Origin of the sequence: Paenibacillus sp. ALJ109b (assembly GCF_010747435.1) — a bacterium.
Taxonomy (GTDB): domain Bacteria; phylum Bacillota; class Bacilli; order Paenibacillales; family Paenibacillaceae; genus Paenibacillus; species Paenibacillus taichungensis.
Genome location: NZ_JAAIFP010000032.1, coordinates 22988 through 46053 on the forward strand (window position 1 = coordinate 22988; position 23066 = coordinate 46053).

The window sequence follows — 23066 nt, forward strand, 5'->3', positions numbered from 1 at the left end:
TGAATTATAGAATCTCGTAATACCCGCCGACCCAAAACAGCAGTGCAACATAGATTGCCGATCCGGCGAGAAATCCGAGATCACGTGAGGTGATTTTCAGATGGGCGAGCTTCAGGCGTTTGGATTCGGGATGCTTCATGCCGTACGAAAAACCGCGTGTCTCCAGTGCTTCCACCGTTGTGCGGGAACGTTTGGCGGTAGCCAGCATTAGCGGGAAGAAAGACACAATGAACAGCTTCATATAGTAGACAACGAGTCGCCAGTAGAGCCATCCGTGCCGGAAGGGAACCTGACCCCGCAGTCTGTAGGACAGCATGATGTTGCGGAATTCACCGAACAGCACCGGCAATATGCGATAAGCATAAGAGAGGCTGAAAGAGAACGTAGCAGGCATGCCTAGCGCAAGCAACCCATCACCAATCCGTTCCGGGTCCATGCCGGAAAAGACGGTGATACTCGCTAGTGAGACGATGGACAGCTTCAAGGTAAGCAGCAGCAGGGGGAATGCAGATTCCAGATTGCCGCCGAAGAACAGCGAGATGATAAACATCCACCCGACCTGACCGATCAACCCCAGGCAGAGAATGATAATGATAAAGGGAGCGGCTCTGGACAATATGGTGGTCGTGACCATCAATAGAAACATGCCGAGCAGCACAGTCCCGTTATGAACAAACCAGGGAACGATGGCAAAAAAGAGATACCAGATCAGCATGGCACGGGGATCAATCCGAGACAGGCTGGCATGTCCGCTGCCATATACAGTATTCATCAGCTCAAGCTGAATGCGTTCAATGGATATTTTGTCAAACCAGTTGCGGACAAGCTGCATGATGCATATCCTCCTTGGTGAGTGATTGATTCAACAGGCTATTAACAAAAGCCTCGATTGTCGGTGAAAGTGTCGGCAGTCCCATCCGGTGGGAGAGCTCCATAATCTGTGTAAGCGCAAGTCCGGAGCGGCGTAGAAGGGATTCATCTGCAAACACGTCGGCAGGTGTGCCGTCTGCTTCCACCTGACCATTGTGAAGCACGATAACGCGACTAGCCCACTGGGTAACCAGCTGCATGTCATGCGTGGCGATGACGGTTGTTCGCACATGCTGATCCAGCTCATCCAGCACACCTATCAGTTCCTCGCGAGTGGCGAGATCCAGATTGGCGGTAGGCTCATCCAACAGCATAAGTGAAGGCTTCATGGCTGCACCGATGGCAAGTGTGACACGTCGCTGTTGTCCGCCACTGAGAAGCCGGGCATCCCGCTCTTTCAGCGGAGTAAGCCGGAAACGCTCCAGTACATGTGCAATTTGCTGGTCAGCTTCCGGGATGCGACGATTCTTCAGGAAATACGCGACTTCTTTGCGGACACTGTCTTCGATAAACATTTCGGAAGAGTTCTGAAAAATATAGGCGACCTTACCCGCCAACTGCTCCAAAGAGGAACGGTGCGTAACTTCACCCAGAACACTGACACTGCCTTCCTGGGGCAGACTAATGCCAGCCATCAGCTTCAGTAAGGAGGATTTGCCGGCACCATTATTGCCAATCAAGGCAATCCGTTCTCCTTCATGGAGTGAAATATTAACACCACGAATGACTTCATGTTCTTTTTTGCCTAGTCCTCTGTAACGCAGCCGAGTTTGATGAAACTGAACGATAGGAATCAACGGTTCAGCAGCAGAAGCAATCGTTAGGCGCTCGGAATTCAACATCTGATTAGGAACGTTGTGTGCCAAGTTCGAATAGGATGAAGGTTCATTTTGCAAAGCATATGGAATGGACGGGTAATGCTCGGCAAAATAAACGTTTGCTTCTTCCACAGTAATCGGGAAGCGTTGTCCTGAACTTGAGGGGTCCGCATTTATTCTTTCTCCCTGCGATAACTTCGCAGCCTGGATAGCCGCACGTGTCACCTCAGGAGGCTGAATGCCAAGCCGTTCCAGATCCGCAATGCGATTCAAACCTTCACTAACAGGAAGATTCCACAAGACCCGGCCTTTGTCCATCAGTACCACGTCGGCGCAAAAGTCGGCGATAAATTCAGTATGGTGTTCGATGACGATAATCGTCTTACCATACTCCGTATTCAATCTCGAAAGGCACTCATAGATGAGTCTCGCATGCTGCGGGTCAAGCTGTGAGACAGGTTCATCCACGATCAGGATATCCGGGTCGAGCGACAGAGCTCCGGCCAGAGCGAGCAGATGTTTCTGCCCACCACTCAATTCCCAGATGTATCGGTTATGAATGGCATCCAGACCACACATGGCAAGTGCGCGTTCACCGAGCTCCCGATAGTTGGGCAGTCCGTAATTGAGTGGTGCAAAGCATGCCTCGTCCAATACGGTGGGCCGCACGAGCTGGTTATCGAAATCCTGATAGACGTAGCCGATCTTTCTGGACAGGTCTGCAACACTTCGGCCTTCGGCAGGCATGCCAAGCACATGCACTTCACCGGAGAAGTCCCCTGTGTAGAATTGGGGAATGAGGCCATTGAACAATTTGCATAGCGTTGATTTGCCGCACCCGTTGCCCCCGATAATGGCTGTAAAACTGCCTCGTGAGAGCTCAAGCGAAGCTCCGTTCAGGACAGTCTCTTCCGAGCCAGGATACGTAAAGATGACATTTTGAATGGAAATGGCGGAATCCAATGTGGAAACAGAAGCAGATAAAGATGAAGACATTTCATTATGCATAAGGGCGATTCTCCGTACCGGGTACCGTTTTATTTTTGCTCCGTTTAGCGAGCATGATCAGTAATGTCACCACGGCAACCAATGCAGCAGCTCCGATACTAATCCATATTGAAGCCGAACCATATTGATCTGCATAGTCCGTCTCCCAAACAGCGAAGTTGATATCCATTTCGGATAGGGATTCCGCTCCAAAGGCAAGTGCAAGCAGCAGCACACCAATCAGGATCAGTTTCGGACGGAAGAAGCCGATACCTTCATATTTCATCCCTGGATTACGAGGTTTGATGCCGAGCAGGGGTTCAATTTTGCCATAGAGCAGGGGGACGAGATACAGCGTAGGCAGCAGAGCGAAGAGTATGCCTGAGAACAGTACGTCATTTAGAAAGCCAACCCCTTCGATCAGTACAACACTTTCCGCAAGTCCAGGGACGGCTTCCAGCTGCTCTACACCAATCCATACTTTACCGATATCCACCAGTGAACTAAGGAACTGATGAATGATGACACCTGTCATGGCTGCAATTCCGACCTGTCTGCGATTGCGAGGATCACTGACCATACGTCCTGCGACATACATGGCAAAGGAAAAGGTAAGGAATTTCTCCAGCTCGCCCAGTCCGCCAAATTGCCCCAGCATCAGCTCACCGAAGATCACTTCGCCAAGAGCCGCACCAAGGGCAGCAATCATGGGGTGGAACAAAATGCAAAGTGTCAGCGGAATGAAGGCAAAGTACTCAACAGACAATTCAATCGGTCCAAGCTGGAGCTTGGGAATAAGCTCTGTGAACATGTTGGACAAGCCGTACAGTGACATGGAAAGCACAAACACCATCATTTTCTGTGAAGACGTCAGCGTATAATGCTCAGTCATCTTCTTCATCGATACATACCTCCCTGAAAGTTGGTGATCATCATAGCCACAGTCTAGGGGCAGAGTATTAACGGGAAAGAAGACATTTGTAAATTGGATGTAATTTTTATTACACATACTAAGATTAATGAAAAAAATATTACATACATAATCCACTTCTTATTCTCTCAACTGATATACTGAGTGCAGAGCGAGAAAAGGAGTGCATACGGAATGAATTTGTTTACTCATAAAGAACAGCTGTCACCAGGCCATCTGAAAATTGCTGCTTTTGTTGAACGGAATCCGGAAGAGATTCTGTTCATGACGGAACAGGAGATTGCCGACAGGCTGGGGGTCAGTATTGCGACCGTATCCCGTTTCTGGCGTGCGGTTGGATATGATAATGCCAAAGCATTCAAAATCCGGCTTCGTACATCCGAAGACACTACACCTGCCCTCAAATTAAATAAAACCATATCCCGCATGGATACGGACAGCCTTCCTGTTCAGTTACTGGAGGCCTCTGTCAGCCATTTGCAGGAGACGTTGTCACATATGAAGCAGGGGGATCTGGAGCACGCAGCATCCATCCTTGCTGAAGCACGAAGAGTATACGTATATGCTCCAGGGCCCTCCGCTGGTTTAGCGGAATTATTGTCCTTTCGGCTATCCCGATTCGGATTGACGGTCATCCATCTAGCCGGAGGTGGTCATGAATTATTGGAAACACTGATGCACATGCAGCGGGAGGATGTTGTGCTGCTGATGTGTTTTACAAGACTCTTGTCTGAAGCAGAAGTCATTCTGGATTATGCCAGAGATACAGGCAGCAAAGCCGTACTTGTAACAGATCGGGAAGACCTGTTATATGGATTGGCGACGGAGTTATCTTTTTATGTCAGCAGAGGGGAACTTGGCGAATTTCATTCCATGGTTACTCCGCTCCTGTTAATGGAGCAGCTGGTGCTGGCGGTGGGATTGAGGCAGAAGGAGCAGGCGCTGTCCAAGCTGGAGCGGCTGGCTGATCTGCGGAGTCGGTACGCAGACAAATTGCCGCGAGGTTGATGGATGAAAATAGGTAGCGTAATACACAGGGATGACTACTGATAACATCAAAGGTATGGAATGTTATCCCATAATTAGGGGCGGTTAATCCGCTCCTTTTTGTGTTAGCATTTGCTTATGAAAAATAATGTTTAGACAGTTAGTTTATTGGGTATAAAAAGTCGAACCGTAACCGAATTGTTATAAATTGATTTGGGAGTGATCCAATTGACTGCAATTGGAGTATACAATAATAGAGTCGTCTCTATTCAGTTGAATACATAGTTGCGATACAACAGGAACTGCCAGAATGAGAACGGTTTAATCTTGGGAGAGTCAGGGAGTGGGGATCGCTTTGCCTATAGTAGATGTAGAAAAGAAATATGTTGTCACCGATGCATTGGTCATTAAGGCGATGGAGAAAAGTCTGGCTATCATTCGATTCGATATGGATCGTCGCGTTACGTATGTAAATGAAGTCTTTGCCCAGACGATGGGCTATACCGTAGCTGAGATGTATGGCATGCAGCATGAGCAATTTTGCTTTGACGAATTCGTGAAGAGCCCCGACTATAACGCGTTTTGGAGCAGTATATTTAACGGTATTAGCTTCCAGGACAAGGTTGAACGCAAGGATGCAAAGGGAAATCCCGTATGGCTTGAGGCGACGTATATGCCTGTCTATGATGAGCTGAATCAGAATATATTGGGTGTGTCCAAAATAGCTACCAACATCACAAGCCGTCAAAATAATATTTCAGCTGTAGTTAACGAACTGAAGACAATGTCACATGATCTGAACGAACATGCTGATATCGGTATTGAGCGAAGCCGGGAGCTGATGTCCAGTATCACATATATATCTGAAGTTTCTGCCCACAACCGAGCGACACTGAGTCATTTGCAAGAACAGGCTCGCTCTATTCAGGGAGTTGTTAAAACAATCCGCGAAATTGCGTCGCAGACTCAGCTGTTGGCCCTGAATGCTGCGATTGAAGCGGCACATGCGGGCGAATATGGGCGCGGGTTCGATGTTGTAGCGAAGGAAGTACGCAAACTATCGGCCATGGTCGAAAATTCCATTAATGAGATTCGGGATAGTGTGAATGGAATAACGAAAGAGATTACGAACATTTCTGGCGGAACACAGAAGGTTGAAGGATATGTGGAGCGTAGTCAGCAGCAGATCGAGGTAGCGTTGAATGATTTTACTACCATCGCATCATCTGCACATCTACTGGATGAGAAGGCGCAGCACGTAACCAAAATCGTATAGACCAGGTAGACTCCATAACCCTATAGTGAAGCGGGTGCCAATAGAGGCATCTGCTTTTTTTGTTGTTCGAAAAAACGGGAATTATTGTGAGCAATCAGGGAAACAATATTCAATGTTACCAAGAAAGTCTAGATAATGAGGTGAGCCGGATGTGGTCGAAAATACTTGCTTATTTGCCGGAGTGGCCAATTTGGGGACAGGCCTTTTTATTATTTTTGATACCGATATTGTACATGAAAGGGTATCAGTGGTTGCGATCATCCTTAAAAAAAGGGACCTTTTCCAATAAAGATCAACAAAATCAGGATGCATCGACCAATTCTTCTTCGGACGAAGAGACTGGAAATTACGCAAATATACAGCTTACCGGGGATTATGCTAAGGATCTGATTAGTGTAAAAGCAACGTTTGGTCAGAATGCGGACGTATTTATAAGGGAGTTTACGATAAGAGGAACGAATACTCCTGCGGCTGTCATATACGTTGATGGGCTAGTAGATCATGATCTGATCGATACTCACATGTTCACGCCCCTTATGATTGAAGGGGTTCCCGATACTGAGCGGAAAATATTTGAACAACCGAGAGATGCAAATGAACTCAAAGCTTACGTAAGAAGTCAGCTGCTGCCAGTCAGTCAAGTTGATGAAGCAGAGACGTTGCAACAGACAGCACATGCAGTTCTTACAGGCAAAAACGCTCTATTTATTGAAGGAATGACCGGAGCCCTTCTTGTTGGCTCAGCCAAGGGAAAAAGCCGCAGTTTGGAAGAGCCGGTATCCGAGGCACTGCTTCGCGGGCCAAGGATCGGTTTTACCGAGCGGTTAAGCGATAATACCGGAATATTGCGGCAATTCGGAGGAAACAATGCCCTGTTTATGACCAAACATCAGGTGGGCACTAGGGTCAAGAGGGATCTGGTTATTGCGTATATTGAAGATATTGCCAATGTCGATCTGGTCACCGAGGTGGAAAAACGAGTCCAGAACCTGGACATGGATATCATGCTGGAATCCGGTTATGTGGAACAACTGATTGAAGATGATGAGCTCAGCCCTTTCCAACAGATTCAGAATACAGAGAGACCCGACCGTGTAGTCAGTGGGTTGTTAGAGGGTCGTGTAGCTATTTTACTGGATGGAACACCATTTGCATTAATAGTACCGTCGACTTTCAGCATGCTACTCCAATCTCCCGAAGATTATTACGAGCGCTGGATTCCGGGGACATTTCTGCGCATGCTTCGTTTCTTGGCGGCTACGATTGCCCTGCTTGCACCAGCTTTGTATATTTCCTTTATCTCGTTCCATCCGGGTCTTATTCCGACTAAGCTGGCCTTAACGATTATTCAAACCAGACAAGGCGTGCCGTTCCCTTCGATTATTGAGGCGTTGATTATGGAAACCTCCATTGAAATTTTGCGGGAAGCAGGCATTCGTCTACCCAAGCCAATTGGACCGGCAATGGGCATCGTAGGCGGTCTGATTATTGGGGATGCCGCAGTACAGGCTGGAATTGTCAGTCCGTTTCTGGTCATTGTTGTGGCAGTTACTGCGATTTCTTCGTTCTCCATCCCTACATATAGTGCCGGGATAACACTTCGTATATTACGCTTTGTAGGAATGTTCAGTGCGGCGATCTATGGATTGTTTGGGGTAGTCATGTTTTTCTTATTGCTCTGCAGCCATCTCGTTCGGTTAAAAAGCTTTGGAGTACCTTATGTCACTCCGGCTGTGCCTTACAGCCTATCGGATTGGAAAGATTTCTTTATTCGAGCACCTTTAGGAATGATGAAGAAGCGTCCAAGTATGATGCATCCGAAAGACCCTGATCGCAAAAAGTAGTCATATCGGATATTCAGGAGGTGAACAATGAATCGTAAACAAGACCAACTGACGACAGTTCAAGCTGCAGCCTTTATCATCAATTACATGTTGGGTGCAGGAATCCTCACACTTCCTCGAACCACGGTGACGGCTGCAGGTACGCCTGACGTATGGATTTCAATTATATTGTCCGGTCTGTTCGTTATGGTATTGGGTATAATCCTCGTAACTCTGTGCCGACGATTTCCAGGGAAGACCGTTTTCCAATTCACTGAAGAAATTACAGGAAAGTGGATTGCTTATGTCTTGGGAGTAATAATCATCGCATATTTCATTACCATCTCAGCCTTTGAAATTAGGGTGATGGCTGATGTCACCGGTTTATATTTATTGGAGGGAACCCCAGCATGGGCCATTGTCATGGTGTTCATGTGGATCGGTTTTTATCTGATCTCAGGAGGTGTCAACTCCATGGCTCGCTTGTATGAGATCATTCTGCCCATTACGCTAATTCTTTTTGTGCTGGCCATTTTTCTGAGCAGTAATCTGTTTGAAATCAATAATTTGAGACCTGTGCTGGGAGAGGGGATTATGCCTGTTATTAAGGGACTTAAGCCTACAACTTTAGCGTATACAGGTTATGAAATCATGTTTGTAGTAATGGCTTTTATGAGAAACCCGGAAAAGGGAAAGAAGGCGATGGTCTGGGGAATCCTTATTCCTATGGGAATCTACTTTATCACCCTAGTTATGGTCATTGGCAGCTTATCCATCGAAGGCATGAAAACAAGAACGTGGCCAACCCTTGACTTGATGCGTAGCTTCGAAATTGAAGGTTTGGTCTTTGAACGATTCGAATCTTTATTGCTTGTAATCTGGCTTATGCAGATTTTCTCTACTTTTACCATTACCCATTATGCTGCTTCTCTCGGATGTTCGCAATTGTTCAGGAAAAAAATGCTGCCATTTATGTTCATATTGCTTCCCATCATTTATATCATTGCTATGCTACCAGAGAATGCGAATGACACGTTCAAACTGGGAGATGCTGTAGGATATGTTTCCATATATTTGTTTGGTGTTGTACCACTTTTGCTTCTGCTGTTGAGTATGATCCGAAAAAAAGGAGGAAAGTACAATTGAACAGGTTCAGAAGGCGATTAACCATTTTGTTAACGTTGTTGCTGCTAGTGTTTACTTCAGGGTGTTGGAGCAGTAAAGAGATCGAAGATCTAAGTGTTTATGTGGGTCTGGGGCTGGACGTGGCAGAAGAGTCGAAATTTGAAAAGAGTATTAATGCACAAGGAGGCCATTATCCCAAAAATAACAATTTTACAACTACCGTACAGATTGTTCCGCGGATTGGACCCAAACAGGAAACTCAAAAAAATACCGGTGCTTCCGAGGGACAATCTTTTTTGAATGAAAGGTTAACTGGAGATTCCCTGTTTCAGATCTTTCGTCAGTTTGCTCTAAGAAGAGACCGTCCACTCATTGGTCATCATTTAAAAGTCATTGTTGTTTCCCATGAGTTGACCAAAAAATATAGCTTGGAGCAGTTACTTGATTTTATTTTGCGAGATAATGATATCCGTCCCAGTTCCCTTGTTCTGGTGAGTCATGGAACAGCCTTCGAAGCTCTTAGCTCCAAAGAACCTGGGGAAATCCCAGCCTTTTATTTAAAGGGAGTGGTGGCTAACTCGTACCGTTCCAATAAGATCCTCCCTCCTGTATCTCTCGCGAAACTTGACGGGAAAATGCAATCAGGAGCAAGCTTTTTGCTGCAGAATGTTATTACAGCTGAGGGGGAACATAAATTTTCAGGGGCAGAGATCTATAAAGGGGAAACGAAAAGGTGGATCGGCTCCTTTAACCAGATTGAGCTTGAAGGATTGTCCTGGATCACAGGGGAGGCCCAAGAAGGAGCTGTGAAATCGTACGCTTCACCTAAGGGGCATACGGTGACTTATGAAATCAAGTCTACCAAGAGTAAGATTATTCCAATAATCCAAGGTAATAACATTTCTTTTCATGTAAAGATTGAATCAGAGGGCCAACTCATGGAAGATTGGAGTTCTCCAGAGATCCCTTCAACAGATAAGTACATTCAGGACTTGGAGGTACAGTTTGCTGATACAGTTAAAGAACAAATACATCAAGTTATGAGCAAAATGCAGAACACTTATCGGGTGGAAGTGGCCGGATTCGGAGAGCAGTTACGGATCAAACACCCTAAAGTATGGAAAAAGGTCAAAAAAAATTGGGATGAAACGTTTAGTCAAATTCCCGTAACTTATAGTGTGAAAATTAAAATCATAGATTCTGGATCATCGACGGATTAAAAGTAAGGGGGAGGCCCCCCTTGGGAAGCTATTCTTATGCCTAACCTATTCAATGACCAGCATACGAGGGGATGCTTCACGAATAACTCTTGATGAGAACCAGGAGCCAAGAGCTGCAGCGCCAATACTTAGGCAAGCGAACAGAATAATGCCTCCCCAATTTAAAATAAGTGGAAGATGTACGATACCATATCCGGACAGGACCATCTCAAGTAGCAGGGGTAGTACATACACACCTACTACAGTACCCAGTACCGCTCCAATGGCAGACAAAATCGTAATTCCCATGGCAACCGAGAATCGAATACGACGGGATGTCATGCCAATGGATTTGTAGATTCCGTACGTTCTGCTTTCTTTTCGGATACTGATCCGGGAGGTACTGAAAATAATGATGAATGTAGCAAGGATAAACAATAACCCAATTAAGCTCATGGGATAAATGAGGATGTCAGCTGCTTCTGCATAGACCGAATCGAGCAGTGTTTTTTGGGTTACAACTGAAGCGGAAGCTTTGAATTGCTCATTTAATTCCCCTGCAACCGTATCCGCTTGCACTGGATCTTTTAAATTGATGAAAATGGCATCGAAATCACCGTAAGACGGGTTCACCGTTCTCATGGCATCGATGGTAATCCGCCCTGATACGGACATGTTGGCGATTGCTTGATAGATTCCGGTGATGATGAAAGTGCGTTTTTCTCCCTCAATGTAAAGGTCTATGAGGTCACCTAGTTCTTTATTTAATGTCTTAGCGACACTTACACCAATAGCAACTTCATTCGCTTGACGAGGATTATCTCCTTTTAGCGTCTCAAACCCAAGCCCCTGATAACTTCCGTCGAGTACACTCAGATATAGGCTGGTGGATTGGCCCTGCATTTCTGATGTAGACTCCGGACTAACTACTCCGGTAATATTTCCTTGCCAACCCACATTTCTAATCCTCGAATCCTTTTCTAACACGTGCTTCAGCTCAGCCTGGGGAAATGTATTTTTGTTAACAACTACAGCTGCGATATTGCTATTGTCATAACCCCATTGGGCGGCAGTCTGATAAATTCCGGTGATACTGGTCAATAGAACATACCCCAGTACCAGTACGGAAGAAGCCATTGTGGTCAGCAGCAGCATCAAAACAGAACTTTTGGTGTTCTTGATCAAATTGCGGATTCCGATGACCACGGCTACAGGCAATTGGGCAAAACCAATCCAGTTACCTAGTGGCGAATTTATTCGGTTTGCCATGCGAGCATGATCCGTCTCTGACATTCCATAGCGGATGGCCTGCACCGGCTGAATGCTGCGTGTTTTTATGGCATACAGAATGACGAATAATATTACCAGTGAAAACATGGACACACCTACTAACATGGCTTCACTAATTCCGTTAATCACAATATGACGATTGCCTACCTGGAGGGAAGACACGGAGATATTAATGATAAATTTCGATACCACCACGCTCAGTGCGATGCCTGGGAGAATGGCAATAACGGATAGTAAGGAATACTGAATAACATATGTACCTATGGTTCTGCTTGAAGTAAGACCCAGTGATTTGAGAATGCCGATCGTTTTGTAGTTGGCCAGAATGGCATCCGAAATCGTGAATCCGATAGTAATAAGGGCGATTACAAGCATAACAATACCTAGAAATATCATGATGAATCCAATGATTTGGTTGATGATCAGATAGAAAGAGGAGATGCTCTCGAACTCCATCTTGGTTTCCAGGAAAGGAGTTCCCATCTCGTTGGCATAACGTTCCCAATAGCTTGAATTGGTGCTGTAATCGTCGAAATGGATACCCATCATATAATTGTCTTTACCCGCGATTGAATCGAAATCCGTTTGATAATCTGTGGGATTCATCCATACTCGTGCTGTGTTGGTGAAGGGGGCTCCATATGGCACATCGACCACAATGCCGGATACCTTCAGATCAAGTGTGCTGGAACCTGTCTTGAAGCCTATCGTATCTCCTGCCGAGATATTGTAGGCATTCGCCAATGAAGTGGGAATCCAGACCGTACCTTGCTCAGGAATAGCGCTTGAAGTTCCGTTTGAAAAAATGAGTTCATCCACACCCCATGGGGGTGGAGGGGTGTTGAGCATGTAAAGATAAACGTTGGGAATATCCGTACCCTTAAAGGCGATACCTGATAATGTGCGATAGGTCAGCAATGGAGATACTTCGATTCCTTCCTGAGCAGCCCACCATTGATGTATTTCGTTGGGATTATTCAACCCTTTCTCAAACGTCAGAATCTGATGAGATCCATTGGTTTGATCATGCATATCTTTAAATTGATTGCCTGTGTTGGTCAGGATGATGACCGCCGTAGATACAAGGAGTGTAGAAAGAAGAATCAGCAGAGCGATAAATAGGTTTTGGATTTTACTTCTGCGCAGGTAGGAGAGGCTCAGTTTCAACATGGCACCCATAGATTACTCCTTCCCCGACACAAAAGCAAAGACCATCGATTCCCGATCCTGGATCTGATGTTCGTCATATTTCTCAAACTCCATAATGCCGCCAACCTTACCATCCCGGATGAAAATAAGCCGGTCTGCTCTACAGGCTGCCTTGATATCATGTGTAACCATGACAACGGATTGTCCTTTTTGGTTGATATCCGTCAAGATATCCAACACAGCTTTGCCATGCTCATAATTCAAGCTTCCAGTTGGTTCATCGGCAAAGAGAATATCCGGAGAATTGATTAGAGCACGTGCAATGGCAGCCCTTTGCTGCTGGCCTCCCGAAGTTTGAGAAGGAAGTCGATTACGCTGACCGTCAATATCCATGGCATTCATTAGTTGAGCGGTTCTTGTTTGTACTTCGTTTTTCTTAGTTCCGGCAATATATCCCGGTAAAGCGATATTTTCTTTGATGGAAAGGTCAGGGACCAGGTTGATGCTCTGATAGATATATCCGATCCTACGAATACGGAAGTCGGACATTTCCTGTTCACTAAAGGCGTCAATACGTTGATCCTGAAAATAGACTTCGCCGGCCGTGACATGGTCAAGCCCGCTCAACAGATAGAGTAGCGTTGATTTGCCTGAGCCGGAATTGCCCATGATGACCGTGAAGTCCCCTTCATAAATATCAAGATCGACGTTGCGAATGGCATGATATTGTTCACTGCCTGTATTGTAAGTTTTGCACAGATTTTGTGCACGAATGATGGTTTTTTTCGCCACGTATGATCACTCCCGATTGTAATATAGGGTTCATTCTAAAGGAGGGATATTGATGAAGCCTTATCAAATTATGAATAAAGTATTACAGGCACCATATGGCCAGACGGGGTCTCTTATTCGCTCAGCAGATCGGGAGATTAAACTGAAAGATTGTACCCTGTCCTTCTTTGCTTGAAAAGGAGATATGTCCTCCGTGCGCCTCAATAATGCTTTTGCAGATAGACAAACCTAGGCCTGTCCCTTCGTGAGCGTTTCTGTTTGACCAGGAAGTCTGGCCTTTAAAATAACGTTCAAAAACAAAAGGCATGTCCTGTGCACGTATTCCCTGACCTGAATCAGCGATTGTAAAGTTGAGTTGGTCACCTTCCAGCTCTACGTTTATACGAATGGCGTCTCCCGGAGCAGTATGCTTAAGAGCGTTTGAGACGAGATTGGATATGACTTGTTCAATTCGAACAGGGTCCATTTGGATTAATACATTTGGAATGTTTTTGGGTGCTTCATAGATCATTCCACTGGTTAGAACAATATGTCCAATCGGTTGTAACATACGCTCAAAGGTGGGGCTGCTATATACTTCATACGGCTCCACAGAAATCTGCCCCAGCTCCTGCAATGCATGAACAAGCAGGTCCTCGACAAGACGGGCTGTTTTGTCCGTATTGGTCTGCATGACTTTCATATACTCCATCAGAGTTTCTTTATCGGAGCATATTCCTTCCAGAATAGCTTCTATGTAGGCTTTTACTGTTGTAATCGGTGTTTTGATATCATGAGAAATATTGGTAATGAGTTCTTTTTGCGCAGTTTCCTGCCGGATACGAAGTTCGCTTAAATGCATAATTTCTGTACGCATCAGATCAAACATGGCGTATAGTTCGCTCATCTCATCCATGCGGTTATACTGTATCGGTTCACTATATTTACCTTTGAGAATGGATTCAGCATGTTGCTTCAACTGATGAATGGGGGAGAGCAGCTGTGTCTTAAATTTTCTCTTCATCAGCACCAGATAAATGCCGAGAACCATGGAGGTGATCAAAAGCGTACCCAAAATAAAGAAAGGGAATATCACCGTTTCTTTCACCGTAACCATTGCCTTAGGAATCGTGAAGAGGGCATTACCAATCTGGCTTCCTTCTGGACCATTCATAACAGGAAAAGCGATGTTAAGCGAATTGTTTCCGTTCGTGGCCTGTACGGCATGATTCAGATCATAATGCAGGACTGATCGCAGATTGACTTGTTTTCCTTCGGAGGTGGGAGAAGAGGACAGCAATATAGTCCCATCCAATCCAATATAGGAAAGCTCAACCCCATTTTCCTTGACGATGGAAAGAAGATGTTCTCGTACTCTTGTTTCCTGCAGGAGATGAATGTTCTGCTCCAGGTTGAGCAGGATGGGGTTAACCCGGAGACGAACTTGCTGGATCGACAATGTAGACTCAGTCGAATTTCTGGCTTCAAGCAGATTAAGAAATAAAACCAGACTGCATCCGACCAGAATAATCAGGAGGATGAATGTTGTTTTGAGCCATCGTGCGGACCATGTGTTTAGTGACAAGTTGCCTCCTCCAATCTTTGCCTATTCATGATTGAATTTGTATCCGACGCCCCAGACGGTCTTCAGAATAGCAGGATGGGAAGGGTCTGCCTCAATTTTTTCTCTTAGTCTGCGAATATACACGGTTACCGTATTTTCATCTCCGTATGCAGCATATCCCCAGATCGCATCCAGCAATTGAGACTTGGAGAAGACCTGGTTTTTATTGCTCGCCAGATAATGCAGCAGCTCAAATTCCTTTGCAGAGAGAGAAACCTCGTTACCGTCTAGGGTAACTTTATAGGCTTTCTTGTCAATTTCCAGGTTAGCCAAACGTAGCAGATCTGTTCTGTCCCGCTCGCTCGCTAAAGCTAAACTGTCATATCGTCTAAAGTGGGCATTAATTCGTGCGAGTAATTCACCCAGGGAGAAAGGTTTGGTCATATAGTCATCCGCCCCGAATCCCAGGCCGAGCACCTTGTCGGTATCACTGCCTCGTGCACTCAATATGAGAATGGGAATGTTGTTTCTCCGGCGAATTTCCCGGCATACGTCGATTCCGTCCATATCCGGAAGCATGATATCTAAAATAATGTAATCCGGCTGGAGCATATCCATCATCTGCAACCCGTCTTGTCCATTGCTGGCCACTGCGGCTTCATACTGATTTTTGGTCAAATAGTCTCGCAAAATTCGCGAAATATCATGTTCGTCTTCGATAATTAAGATTTTACGTTTGGTTTCCATTGAAATCTCTCCAAATAGTAGAGTGGTAGAGTATAAGACTAAACCTATGTATTAATCTGTATGAATCTGTAAGAATACTATATTTTAACTATACAGGTTTGTTTTCGTGAAGTCATGTGAACTAGAAGAGGTTTTTTGAAAGAAAGCAGCCGATTAAAAATCAGCTGCATTCATCATGAAGAAAGAAGAGGATTGAGCCAAAACTATACTTATAAATGCTCCAGATCGATGGATTGATGGGCCTGGGATTTGAGATATTCAACCGGGGACATTCCAAAATGGGATCGGAATACCCGGTGAAAATAAGAATAGCTTGCAAAGCCGCATGTTTCGGCAATATGCTCCAAGGTCATATCACTGTACTTCATACGCTCCAAGGCAGCGTTCAGCCGAATCTCAATCGCATACTGGATCATCGTTTGTCCATAGTGCTCCTTGAACAGTCGCACCGCACGAGACAGGCTTAGTCCTGCGTAGCGGGCGGCTTCTTCGAGTTTGAAGGTGACGGTAGCATGCTCTTCAATGAATCGTTTCAGCTTCAGTGTTGAGGAAACAGAACGATCCGTCTGGATATTCTCCTTGATGGCCCGATCGATATAGAGGCACAAACCGCGCAGCAGTGCATCACTCAGTTCTATATTTTCCTCCAGCGGTCCACGGCGTTTCTCCAAGAGCATACTGCGCCAGAGACTGACCAATTTATCATCCAGCCCGATATGGCTCACCGTGGATCGATGGTGACGCTTCCACCAGCTATCAATCCATTCCCCTTCACAGAACAAATAATAGTCTCCGCTGGATAACCTGCCCTCTTTATGAGGTTCTTCTACCACGAGATGATAGTCGTCTCCGGGTTTAAGCAGTAGTAAATCGCCGCCAGTCATCTTAAATTCTTCATCCTGCACAAATACCTTGCAAGTGCCTTCGGTTTGCAGACGGAACAGATAAGTCTGCAATTCGCCCTTCATATTATGGTTAAACGCCTTATAGTGATAGGAATAGTCACAGATCAGTACTGAGGTTTCCAAAAGATGTAATCCTCCAAATTTAAAAATTTGATCAGATAGTTCATGTTCTGACGATATTGTATATGTTCATTCTAGCCTGTTTTGCGTTAGGATGATACCAGATAGAGCAATGAAAGCAAATTTGAGAGCAGAGGTGCATCTATTATGAAAAAACTTAATATTGGTTTGCAATTGTTTACACTCCGTGATGAAACTGCAGCAGATTTCCGTGGAACTTTGCGCAAGGTAGCAGAGCTTGGTTATGAAGGTGTCGAATTCGCCGGATATGGTGACATTCCTGCCGAAGAAATGAAAGCGCTATTGGATGAGCTTGGACTGAAAGGTTTCAGCAGCCACGTTTCATTACATGCTATGCGTGAAGATCTGCAACAACAAATCGACTACCTCAAAACTATTGGGGCTAAATATATGATCTGCCCTTACCTGATGCCTGAAGATCGTCCAGAGAATGCAGAAGGTTGGACCAAATTGTTCAACGAATTGCAACAATATGGTGCAGAAGCGACTAAACAGGGTCTGATCTTCGGTTATCATAACCATGATTTCGAATTCCACGGTCAGGTTGGCGACGAAAATGCTTTTAATGCAATGTTTGTACAAACGACACCTGAAGCGGTTCAAGTGGAAATGGACGTTTGTTGGGTACAATTTGCTGGACAAAATCCGATTGAGTATATCAACAAATATGCAGGTCGTCTGCCGTTGCTTCACTTGAAAGACTTCAGTAAAGACGAACAGGGCCAAATGAAGACATTGGAACTGGGACAAGGTTCCGTTAATCTGCCAGCTGTTATTGAAGCAGCTACAAGTGCAGGTGTAGAATGGCTGATCGTGGAACAGGACGTTTGCCAGAATCCACCGCTTGAAAGCGTAGCCAACAGCCATAACTGGCTGAAGCAGAATTACTTGAACCAATTCTAATTTATTTGTCAAAGGAGACATTTGTACATGAGTAAAATTAAAGTTGCTGTATTCGGCTGTGGAGCCATTGCCGAGCGCAGACATATTCCAGAGTACGCTGCCAATGAGAACGTAGAACTTGTCGCTTTTGCCGATCCGATCGTGGAGCGTGCGGAGAAGATGGCCGAAACTTACGGCGGTAAAGCTTACTCTAGCTACGAAGAATTGCTTGCAAGCGAAGAAGTGGATGCAGTCAGCGTTTGTACGCCGAACTACCTGCATGCTTCGATGGCCATTGCTGCTGCGAATGCCGGTAAACATGTACTGGTGGAAAAACCGATGGCGGTTACAACCGAAGAAGGCGAGCAAATGATTGAAGCTGCCAAGAAAAACGGTGTGTATCTGATGGTTGGACACAACCAGCGTTTGATGCCTCCACACGTGAAAGCCAAAGAAATTTTGGACTCCGGCAAACTGGGTAAAGTCCTGAACTTCCGTACTTCCTTTGGTCATCCGGGTCCGGAAGGCTGGAGCGTAGACGGTGCGGAAAGCTGGTTCTTCCGCAAAGAAGAAGCGATTATGGGTGCCATGGGTGACCTTGGCGTGCACAAATCGGACTTTATCCGTTATTTGCTGGATGATGAAGTATCCGAAGTTGCTGGTTTCATCAGCACACTGCACAAGGAAAACACCAAAGTGGACGATAACGCAACATGCCTGCTTCGCATGAAGAGCGGTGCAATCGGTACGCTGGTAGCGAGCTGGACACAATACAGAGCAGGAGATAACAGTACGGTCCTGTGGTGTGAAAATGGTGTGATGAAGATCGGAACGGTAGATGGTGACGAGGTTATCGTTGAGCTGACTAACGGTACGGTTGAAACATACAAAGTTGGCGCAATGTCTACCAACGAGAAACAAGTACCAAGCGGCGTTATTGATGCTTTTGTAGAATCGATTGTAACGCAAACACCTCCAAGCATTTCCGGTGAAGAAGGTTTGCGTTCTCTGCAAGTGATTCTGGCAGCATTTGAATCTGAGAAGACTGGTCAGATCGTGAAGCTGTAATCGTAAGGATATCATTATCATTACTTTAATTAGTGTGACTATCTCATATTAAAAAGGGGCTTACCTCCAGAGAAATATTTCTGGTGGGTAGTCTCTTTTTGTTACTTCTTTCATGACTATCAGATATACGACCGTTAACTGGCATTTCAAAAAGGACTGACCACTCCGCTACATCGCGGAAGAGTCAGTCCCTTAATCTTTAAACTTGATTCAAAGCGTATATATCTGTATTAGATACTAGGCTTCACATCACTGCCGAGATCCAGCCATGCTACTTCTTCAGGAGATAGGGTGATAGATGATCCTTCGTCACAGGAGAGCAATTCTGCCTGATTCTGGGCACCTATCAACGCACAAGTTGGAAACGGCTGATTTAATACATAAGCGAGAGCAATCTGGATGGGGGAAGTCTTTTTCGACTCGGCCAATTGTTCAGCACGGTGCAAACGTTCCCAGTTGCCGTCACTGTAAAATACACGAACCAGATCTTCATTGTCCCGAACTTCAGGTGTGAATCGTCCGGTAAAGAAGCCACGAGCCTGGGATGACCAGGACAGCAAAGGAAGCTTGGTGCGTTCATGCCATGCCAGTGTTTCTTCGTCTGCCGATACACAGCCGGCCCAGAACGGTTCATTCGCTTTGGCGAGGCTGAGATTCGGACTGCTGAATGTGAAACCTTTCAGACCGTTAGCAGCTGCATATGCATTAGCTTCCTCCAGCCGCTGCCAGGTCCAGTTGGAGGCGCCGATCGCGCCGATTTTGCCGGATTCAATATGCTCATTCAACGCTTCGAGAATCGCGCCAACAGGGATGTTTGGATCATCCCGATGCAGGGCATAGAGCTCCACATGTTCCGTTTGCAGCCGCTCCAGACTGGTAAGAAGGTCACTGCGGATAGCATCAGCATTAACACGTGGGCCGTTCTGGTCATGATGCGCACCTTTGGTTAAAATAACGATCTCGTTACGGTTACCCCGTTCCTGCATATAACGTCCGAGCACTTCTTCACTCTGCCCGCCACAATAAATATGCGCGGAGTCAACGGTATTACCGCCAATCGCCAGGAATGCATCCATGTTCGTAGCTGCTTTCTCATAGGAATCATGGTAAAAATAATCGGTTCCTTTAATCAATCGGGAGATAGGTTTGCCTGCACCAGTAATTTCAATGTATTCCATAATTCGGTTCATCCTCTCTTCTTATAGTGTAATACGTGTACGTTCTTCCGCTGAACGAAGGCAAGCTTCGAGTACTTTCATATTGGCTATAGCATCGGATGGATCGAAGCGCAGAGCTTTACCTTGAAGCACAGCCCGTGCCATATCGTCGCCCTGGAGGGAGTAGTGATTGACCTGTGGGACTTCAATCTCTTTACGCTCACCGTCAACAGTTACGAAGAAGTTGGAGCTGCGATCCCGATTGCTGATAAAGGCAGAAGGGACCTCAAGGATGCCATCTGTTCCAAGTACCTCCAGTGTGTTGCGGAAGGCTGCCCACATGCTGCTGTCAAAGGTGACGCCAATATGATTGTCGAACTCAAGCAAGCCGGAAGCCATCATATCCACATGATCATGTTCAGGGGAGAACATGCCAATGACGGTTGCCGCCGAAGGCTCTTGGCCAAGTATCAAGCGTGCTGCACTGATGGAATAACAGCCGATATCATACAGCGCACCGCCGCCCCAATCACGCCGAAAGCGAACATTACCTGTTGAGCCTGAACTGTTGAACGAAAATGTACTATGAATGCCGCGGATTTCACCAATTTCTCCGCTGGCGATAATATCCTTAATCTGATCATAACGTGGATGATGTCGGTACATGAGAGCTTCAGCGAGATGCACACCAGCGTCTTCGCAGGCTTGCACCATTTCCTGAGCTTCTTGCTCCGTCAGTGCCAGTGGTTTCTCACACAGAATATGTTTACCAGCTTCTGCGGCACGGAGTGTCCACTCCCGGTGCAGATGGTTCGGAAGCGGAATGTAGACCGCATCAATGGAATCGTCAGCAAGCAAAGATTCATAGCTGCCATAAGCTTGAGGAATGCCGAGTTTGTCAGCAGTTTGTTTTGCTTTTTCTTCATCTCGACTAGCAATGGCAGTCACTTCATTCAACTCGGATTGCTGCAAACCTGGAATAACGGATCCTACGGCAATGCTAGCGCTACCAAGAATTCCCCAGCGCAGTTTTCGATCTGAATTCATTTGTTGTTTCCTCCTATGAATGAATGTATATTGTGATTATAAGTAATAGATGGATGAATGAAAATGATAATATATTGAAATGAGTTAACACAATATTGTTTAGAAAAGAGAATGGGCCATGATGAGACAGACTGTACTGCTGACCTTGCAGGATATTCCATATTTTTGTTATCCAGAATCTGTTGGACTTTATGTCGACCACCCCGAGCACACCGTATTACGTGAGGCTGGCGCACTTAACAATTTCAATATTCACTACGTTGCTGCGGGCAAGGGGTACGTGGAAGTGGAGGGAGTAGTGCATGAGCTTCGTGCGGGTCAGGCTGTACTGTATTTCCCACTGCAGCGGCAGCATTACTACAGCAGCGAAGATGATCCATGGGATGTGCGATGGGTTCATTTTTACGGTGAACGGCTGCATGATTATATGATAGAGCGGGGGTTGCACCGCAATCTGTTGTGGACTTTGCGACAGCAGGCTCCATGGGAAGAAGCACATATGGCCCTACTAAATGAAGCCGAGCAGAACCGGATGCTGCGTCCTGCCCAACTATCTACCCTGACCTACGCTGTGCTGGCTGAGTTCGTGCAGCATGCGGTTCCATTGAAAAGCACACGCACAAGCAAGGCTGAGAGTCGTATCCTTGGACTGCTTCCACAGATGCAGCAGGAGGCATGCCAACCGTTTTTGTTACAGGATTGGGCGGATATGGCGGGTGTGAGTTCGTATTACTTTTGCAAAATGTTTAAGAGTGCTGTGGAGATGACCCCGATGGAATTTATAACCCGTTCGCGGTTGCAGATGGCGAAGCAGTGGCTGCTGGAACGCCCGACGGCCAACATTGGACAGATCGCAGAGGAGGCGGGGTATCCCAATGCCAGTTATTTTAACCGCCAGTTTTTAGCCCATGAAGGCATGACTCCGACGGATTATCGCGGGCTTTACCACAGTTAAAGGTATGATGTCCATTTGTTTGACTCTGCGGAAACTTCGACGTTTGACAGAGTGTTCAATCAAGTCTATTATAGATAAATTAAATCCGTATATAATGAGGTGCCCTCATGAAATATTCGAAAGCTACAAACTATGCCCTGCACACCATGCTTTTTCTGGTTGCGACCGAACCGGAACAACTGGTCAGTGTACATCAATTAGCTGAGATGCAAAAAGTATCTCCAACCTATTTGTCTAAAATCTTGACCAAGCTGGTCAAAGCCGGCATGATCGAATCAACTTCTGGTGCCAATGGTGGTTATCGGCTTAGCCGGAGGAATCCGGATCCTTCTTTTCTGGAGATTATCCATGCCATTGAAGGACAGGCTTCCCTGTTCGAATGCTCGCAGGATCATAACGAAGGCTGCCTGATTCAGCAGGTGATGGTCCGTGCGGAAGAAGAAATGGAGAGTTATTTGCACAATAAAAAAATGTCTGAGCTGGCTGCCCAGATGAAAGCTGCACATTCCGTATAACCTGAATCGGAGGTCCAGTTGATCCTATCGCTGCGCCTGTTGAAGCGCGAATTAAAAATCCTTCTCTCCCCGTTTAAGGGAGTTGGAAGGATTTTTTGCTGTACTCGGATGAGGATTGAAGTTGAAGTTATAAGTCTACAGTGGACTCTGGAAGAGAGTAATGTAAGGTATACCCTCAGCATCAGAGTGCTTCAACGATAGGAGAAGATAGTTAATATACAAACGTATAATATGCCATTGTACCTAATATGAGTGGAATGGTACAATAAGGAAGAAAATTATTAATACATATTTGCTTACATCTTAGATTTCTGGAGGGACAACACATGAGCCAATCAACTATCACAGGACTGGAACAACTGCTTGCACTAGAAAACATACGGAACACGAAAGCTCGCTATTGCCGTTATATTGATACGAAGCAGTGGGATACATTAGGTGAAGTGTTCGCTCCGGATGCCGTAGCTGATTTCAGTACAGAAGGCAATCCAATCCCGGTATTAACAGGTCGGGACACCATCGTTCAAGTATTCCGGGATTTGGTGGATGTTGCCGTAACTGTGCATCATGTACATAGCGCCGAAGTTGAATTTGTATCCGAGAATGAAGCCAAAGTCATCTCTCCAATGGAAGATTGGGTGACGTTCCCTGAAGGCAATGACAATAAATCCTTTCACGGATTTGGACATTACCATGAAACGTTTGTCAAAATCGATGGTCAATGGCTTATCCAGCATACCAGCCTGAAGCGTCTACGTCTGGATCTGTTTGAATAGTGTTTGTATTCATATAAGAGTAATAAAACGACAATAAAGAAAGCCCTAGGAGCACGGGACTGAACCCCTTTTGTGAGACAGGG

20 protein-coding genes are annotated in these 23066 nt (G+C 45.8%); 10 read left to right on the forward strand and 10 right to left on the reverse strand.

Annotated features, from left to right (window positions below; translation table 11 throughout):
• Positions 1–4: 4 nt before the first annotated feature.
• Genes G3352_RS26875 through G3352_RS26885 form a run of 3 tightly spaced genes read right to left on the reverse strand, consistent with a single transcriptional unit; the run spans position 5 to position 3576 of the window.
• A complete protein-coding gene (locus tag G3352_RS26875; protein ID WP_163761194.1) occupies positions 5–832 on the reverse strand; it encodes an energy-coupling factor transporter transmembrane component T family protein in 828 nt (275 codons plus the stop codon).
• Entirely contained in the window at positions 807–2696 is a 1890-nt protein-coding gene (locus tag G3352_RS26880) for an ABC transporter ATP-binding protein (protein WP_240343243.1), read from the reverse strand. The genes G3352_RS26875 and G3352_RS26880 overlap by 26 nt, the downstream gene beginning before the upstream one ends.
• Complete coding sequence (locus G3352_RS26885; protein ID WP_163761196.1) at positions 2689–3576, reverse strand: DUF8171 family membrane protein; 888 nt, start codon at positions 3574–3576, stop codon at positions 2689–2691. The genes G3352_RS26880 and G3352_RS26885 overlap by 8 nt, the downstream gene beginning before the upstream one ends.
• A 204-nt stretch (positions 3577–3780) precedes the next feature.
• On the opposite strand from G3352_RS26885, the gene G3352_RS26890 reads away from it, so the two are divergent.
• From G3352_RS26890 to G3352_RS26910, 5 genes are all read left to right on the forward strand, one after another.
• A complete protein-coding gene (locus G3352_RS26890) occupies positions 3781–4614 on the forward strand; it encodes a MurR/RpiR family transcriptional regulator (RefSeq protein WP_163761197.1) in 834 nt (277 codons plus the stop codon).
• A gap of 394 nt (positions 4615–5008) precedes the next feature.
• Positions 5009–5869 carry a methyl-accepting chemotaxis protein gene (locus tag G3352_RS26895; RefSeq protein ID WP_205525085.1) on the forward strand — a complete coding sequence of 287 codons (861 nt, stop codon included), beginning with the start codon at positions 5009–5011 and terminating at the stop codon, positions 5867–5869.
• Between the two features lie 149 nt (positions 5870–6018).
• Complete coding sequence (locus G3352_RS26900) at positions 6019–7713, forward strand: spore germination protein (RefSeq protein ID WP_163761198.1); 1695 nt, start codon at positions 6019–6021, stop codon at positions 7711–7713.
• A gap of 27 nt (positions 7714–7740) precedes the next feature.
• Positions 7741–8838: a spore germination protein gene (locus G3352_RS26905; protein WP_163761199.1), complete on the forward strand. Its 1098-nt coding sequence runs from the start codon at positions 7741–7743 to the stop codon at positions 8836–8838.
• Positions 8835–10037 carry a Ger(x)C family spore germination protein gene (locus G3352_RS26910; protein WP_163761200.1) on the forward strand — a complete coding sequence of 401 codons (1203 nt, stop codon included), beginning with the start codon at positions 8835–8837 and terminating at the stop codon, positions 10035–10037. Before G3352_RS26905 ends, G3352_RS26910 begins: the two co-directional genes overlap by 4 nt.
• Before the next feature lie 45 nt (positions 10038–10082).
• On the opposite strand, the gene G3352_RS26915 is transcribed toward G3352_RS26910, so the two are convergent.
• From G3352_RS26915 to G3352_RS26935, 5 genes are all read right to left on the reverse strand, one after another.
• Positions 10083–12476 (reverse strand): ABC transporter permease, encoded by a 2394-nt coding sequence (locus G3352_RS26915; protein WP_240343244.1) that lies wholly within the window; start codon positions 12474–12476, stop codon positions 10083–10085.
• 12 nt (positions 12477–12488) lie between these two features.
• Positions 12489–13247, reverse strand: coding sequence for an ATP-binding cassette domain-containing protein (locus tag G3352_RS26920; RefSeq protein WP_163761202.1), 759 nt, complete (start codon positions 13245–13247; stop codon positions 12489–12491).
• 121 nt (positions 13248–13368) lie between these two features.
• Entirely contained in the window at positions 13369–14811 is a 1443-nt protein-coding gene (locus G3352_RS26925) for a sensor histidine kinase (protein ID WP_163761203.1), read from the reverse strand.
• Positions 14812–14832: 21 nt separating this feature from the next.
• Positions 14833–15537, reverse strand: coding sequence for a response regulator transcription factor (locus tag G3352_RS26930; RefSeq protein WP_163761204.1), 705 nt, complete (start codon positions 15535–15537; stop codon positions 14833–14835).
• A 209-nt stretch (positions 15538–15746) separates the two neighbouring features.
• Positions 15747–16565: a helix-turn-helix domain-containing protein gene (locus tag G3352_RS26935; RefSeq protein WP_163761205.1), complete on the reverse strand. Its 819-nt coding sequence runs from the start codon at positions 16563–16565 to the stop codon at positions 15747–15749.
• Between the two features lie 144 nt (positions 16566–16709).
• Here G3352_RS26935 and G3352_RS26940 point away from each other — a divergent pair, with 144 nt between their 5' ends.
• Together G3352_RS26940 and G3352_RS26945 are read left to right on the forward strand one after the other, a co-directional pair.
• Positions 16710–17486: a sugar phosphate isomerase/epimerase family protein gene (locus tag G3352_RS26940; RefSeq protein WP_163761206.1), complete on the forward strand. Its 777-nt coding sequence runs from the start codon at positions 16710–16712 to the stop codon at positions 17484–17486.
• Between the two features lie 27 nt (positions 17487–17513).
• The gene (locus tag G3352_RS26945; protein ID WP_063567071.1) at positions 17514–18533 is read left to right on the forward strand and encodes a Gfo/Idh/MocA family protein; all 1020 of its coding nucleotides are present in this window, start codon (positions 17514–17516) and stop codon (positions 18531–18533) included.
• A gap of 230 nt (positions 18534–18763) precedes the next feature.
• On the opposite strand, the gene G3352_RS26950 is transcribed toward G3352_RS26945, so the two are convergent.
• The gene (locus G3352_RS26950) at positions 18764–19711 is read right to left on the reverse strand and encodes an aldo/keto reductase (protein ID WP_163761207.1); all 948 of its coding nucleotides are present in this window, start codon (positions 19709–19711) and stop codon (positions 18764–18766) included.
• Between the two features lie 21 nt (positions 19712–19732).
• Entirely contained in the window at positions 19733–20737 is a 1005-nt protein-coding gene (locus tag G3352_RS26955) for a Gfo/Idh/MocA family protein (protein ID WP_163761208.1), read from the reverse strand.
• 118 nt (positions 20738–20855) lie between these two features.
• On the opposite strand from G3352_RS26955, the gene G3352_RS26960 reads away from it, so the two are divergent.
• The 3 genes from G3352_RS26960 to G3352_RS26970 all read left to right on the forward strand — a co-directional run bounded on the left by G3352_RS26960 (position 20856) and on the right by G3352_RS26970 (position 22983).
• Positions 20856–21692 carry an AraC family transcriptional regulator gene (locus G3352_RS26960; RefSeq protein ID WP_072735596.1) on the forward strand — a complete coding sequence of 279 codons (837 nt, stop codon included), beginning with the start codon at positions 20856–20858 and terminating at the stop codon, positions 21690–21692.
• A 107-nt stretch (positions 21693–21799) separates the two neighbouring features.
• Positions 21800–22207, forward strand: coding sequence for an Rrf2 family transcriptional regulator (locus G3352_RS26965; RefSeq protein ID WP_163761209.1), 408 nt, complete (start codon positions 21800–21802; stop codon positions 22205–22207).
• A gap of 326 nt (positions 22208–22533) precedes the next feature.
• Positions 22534–22983 (forward strand): nuclear transport factor 2 family protein, encoded by a 450-nt coding sequence (locus tag G3352_RS26970; RefSeq protein WP_163761210.1) that lies wholly within the window; start codon positions 22534–22536, stop codon positions 22981–22983.
• Positions 22984–23066 lie beyond the last annotated feature (83 nt).

Bases quoted from the DNA above. Each gene is read 5' to 3' on its own strand.
- G3352_RS26875 (WP_163761194.1), bottom strand. From the start codon at position 832: ATGCAGCTTGTCCGCAACTGGTTTGACAAAATATCCATTGAACGCATT.
- G3352_RS26880 (WP_240343243.1), bottom strand. From the start codon at position 2,696: ATGCATAATGAAATGTCTTCATCTTTATCTGCTTCTGTTTCCACATTG.
- G3352_RS26885 (WP_163761196.1), bottom strand. From the start codon at position 3,576: ATGAAGAAGATGACTGAGCATTATACGCTGACGTCTTCACAGAAAATG.
- G3352_RS26890 (WP_163761197.1), top strand. From the start codon at position 3,781: ATGAATTTGTTTACTCATAAAGAACAGCTGTCACCAGGCCATCTGAAA.
- G3352_RS26895 (WP_205525085.1), top strand. From the start codon at position 5,009: ATGGAGAAAAGTCTGGCTATCATTCGATTCGATATGGATCGTCGCGTT.
- G3352_RS26900 (WP_163761198.1), top strand. From the start codon at position 6,019: ATGTGGTCGAAAATACTTGCTTATTTGCCGGAGTGGCCAATTTGGGGA.
- G3352_RS26905 (WP_163761199.1), top strand. From the start codon at position 7,741: ATGAATCGTAAACAAGACCAACTGACGACAGTTCAAGCTGCAGCCTTT.
- G3352_RS26915 (WP_240343244.1), bottom strand. From the start codon at position 12,476: ATGTTGAAACTGAGCCTCTCCTACCTGCGCAGAAGTAAAATCCAAAAC.
- G3352_RS26930 (WP_163761204.1), bottom strand. From the start codon at position 15,537: ATGGAAACCAAACGTAAAATCTTAATTATCGAAGACGAACATGATATT.
- G3352_RS26940 (WP_163761206.1), top strand. From the start codon at position 16,710: ATGAAAAAACTTAATATTGGTTTGCAATTGTTTACACTCCGTGATGAA.
- G3352_RS26945 (WP_063567071.1), top strand. From the start codon at position 17,514: ATGAGTAAAATTAAAGTTGCTGTATTCGGCTGTGGAGCCATTGCCGAG.
- G3352_RS26950 (WP_163761207.1), bottom strand. From the start codon at position 19,711: ATGGAATACATTGAAATTACTGGTGCAGGCAAACCTATCTCCCGATTG.
- G3352_RS26955 (WP_163761208.1), bottom strand. From the start codon at position 20,737: ATGAATTCAGATCGAAAACTGCGCTGGGGAATTCTTGGTAGCGCTAGC.
- G3352_RS26960 (WP_072735596.1), top strand. From the start codon at position 20,856: ATGATGAGACAGACTGTACTGCTGACCTTGCAGGATATTCCATATTTT.
- G3352_RS26965 (WP_163761209.1), top strand. From the start codon at position 21,800: ATGAAATATTCGAAAGCTACAAACTATGCCCTGCACACCATGCTTTTT.
- G3352_RS26970 (WP_163761210.1), top strand. From the start codon at position 22,534: ATGAGCCAATCAACTATCACAGGACTGGAACAACTGCTTGCACTAGAA.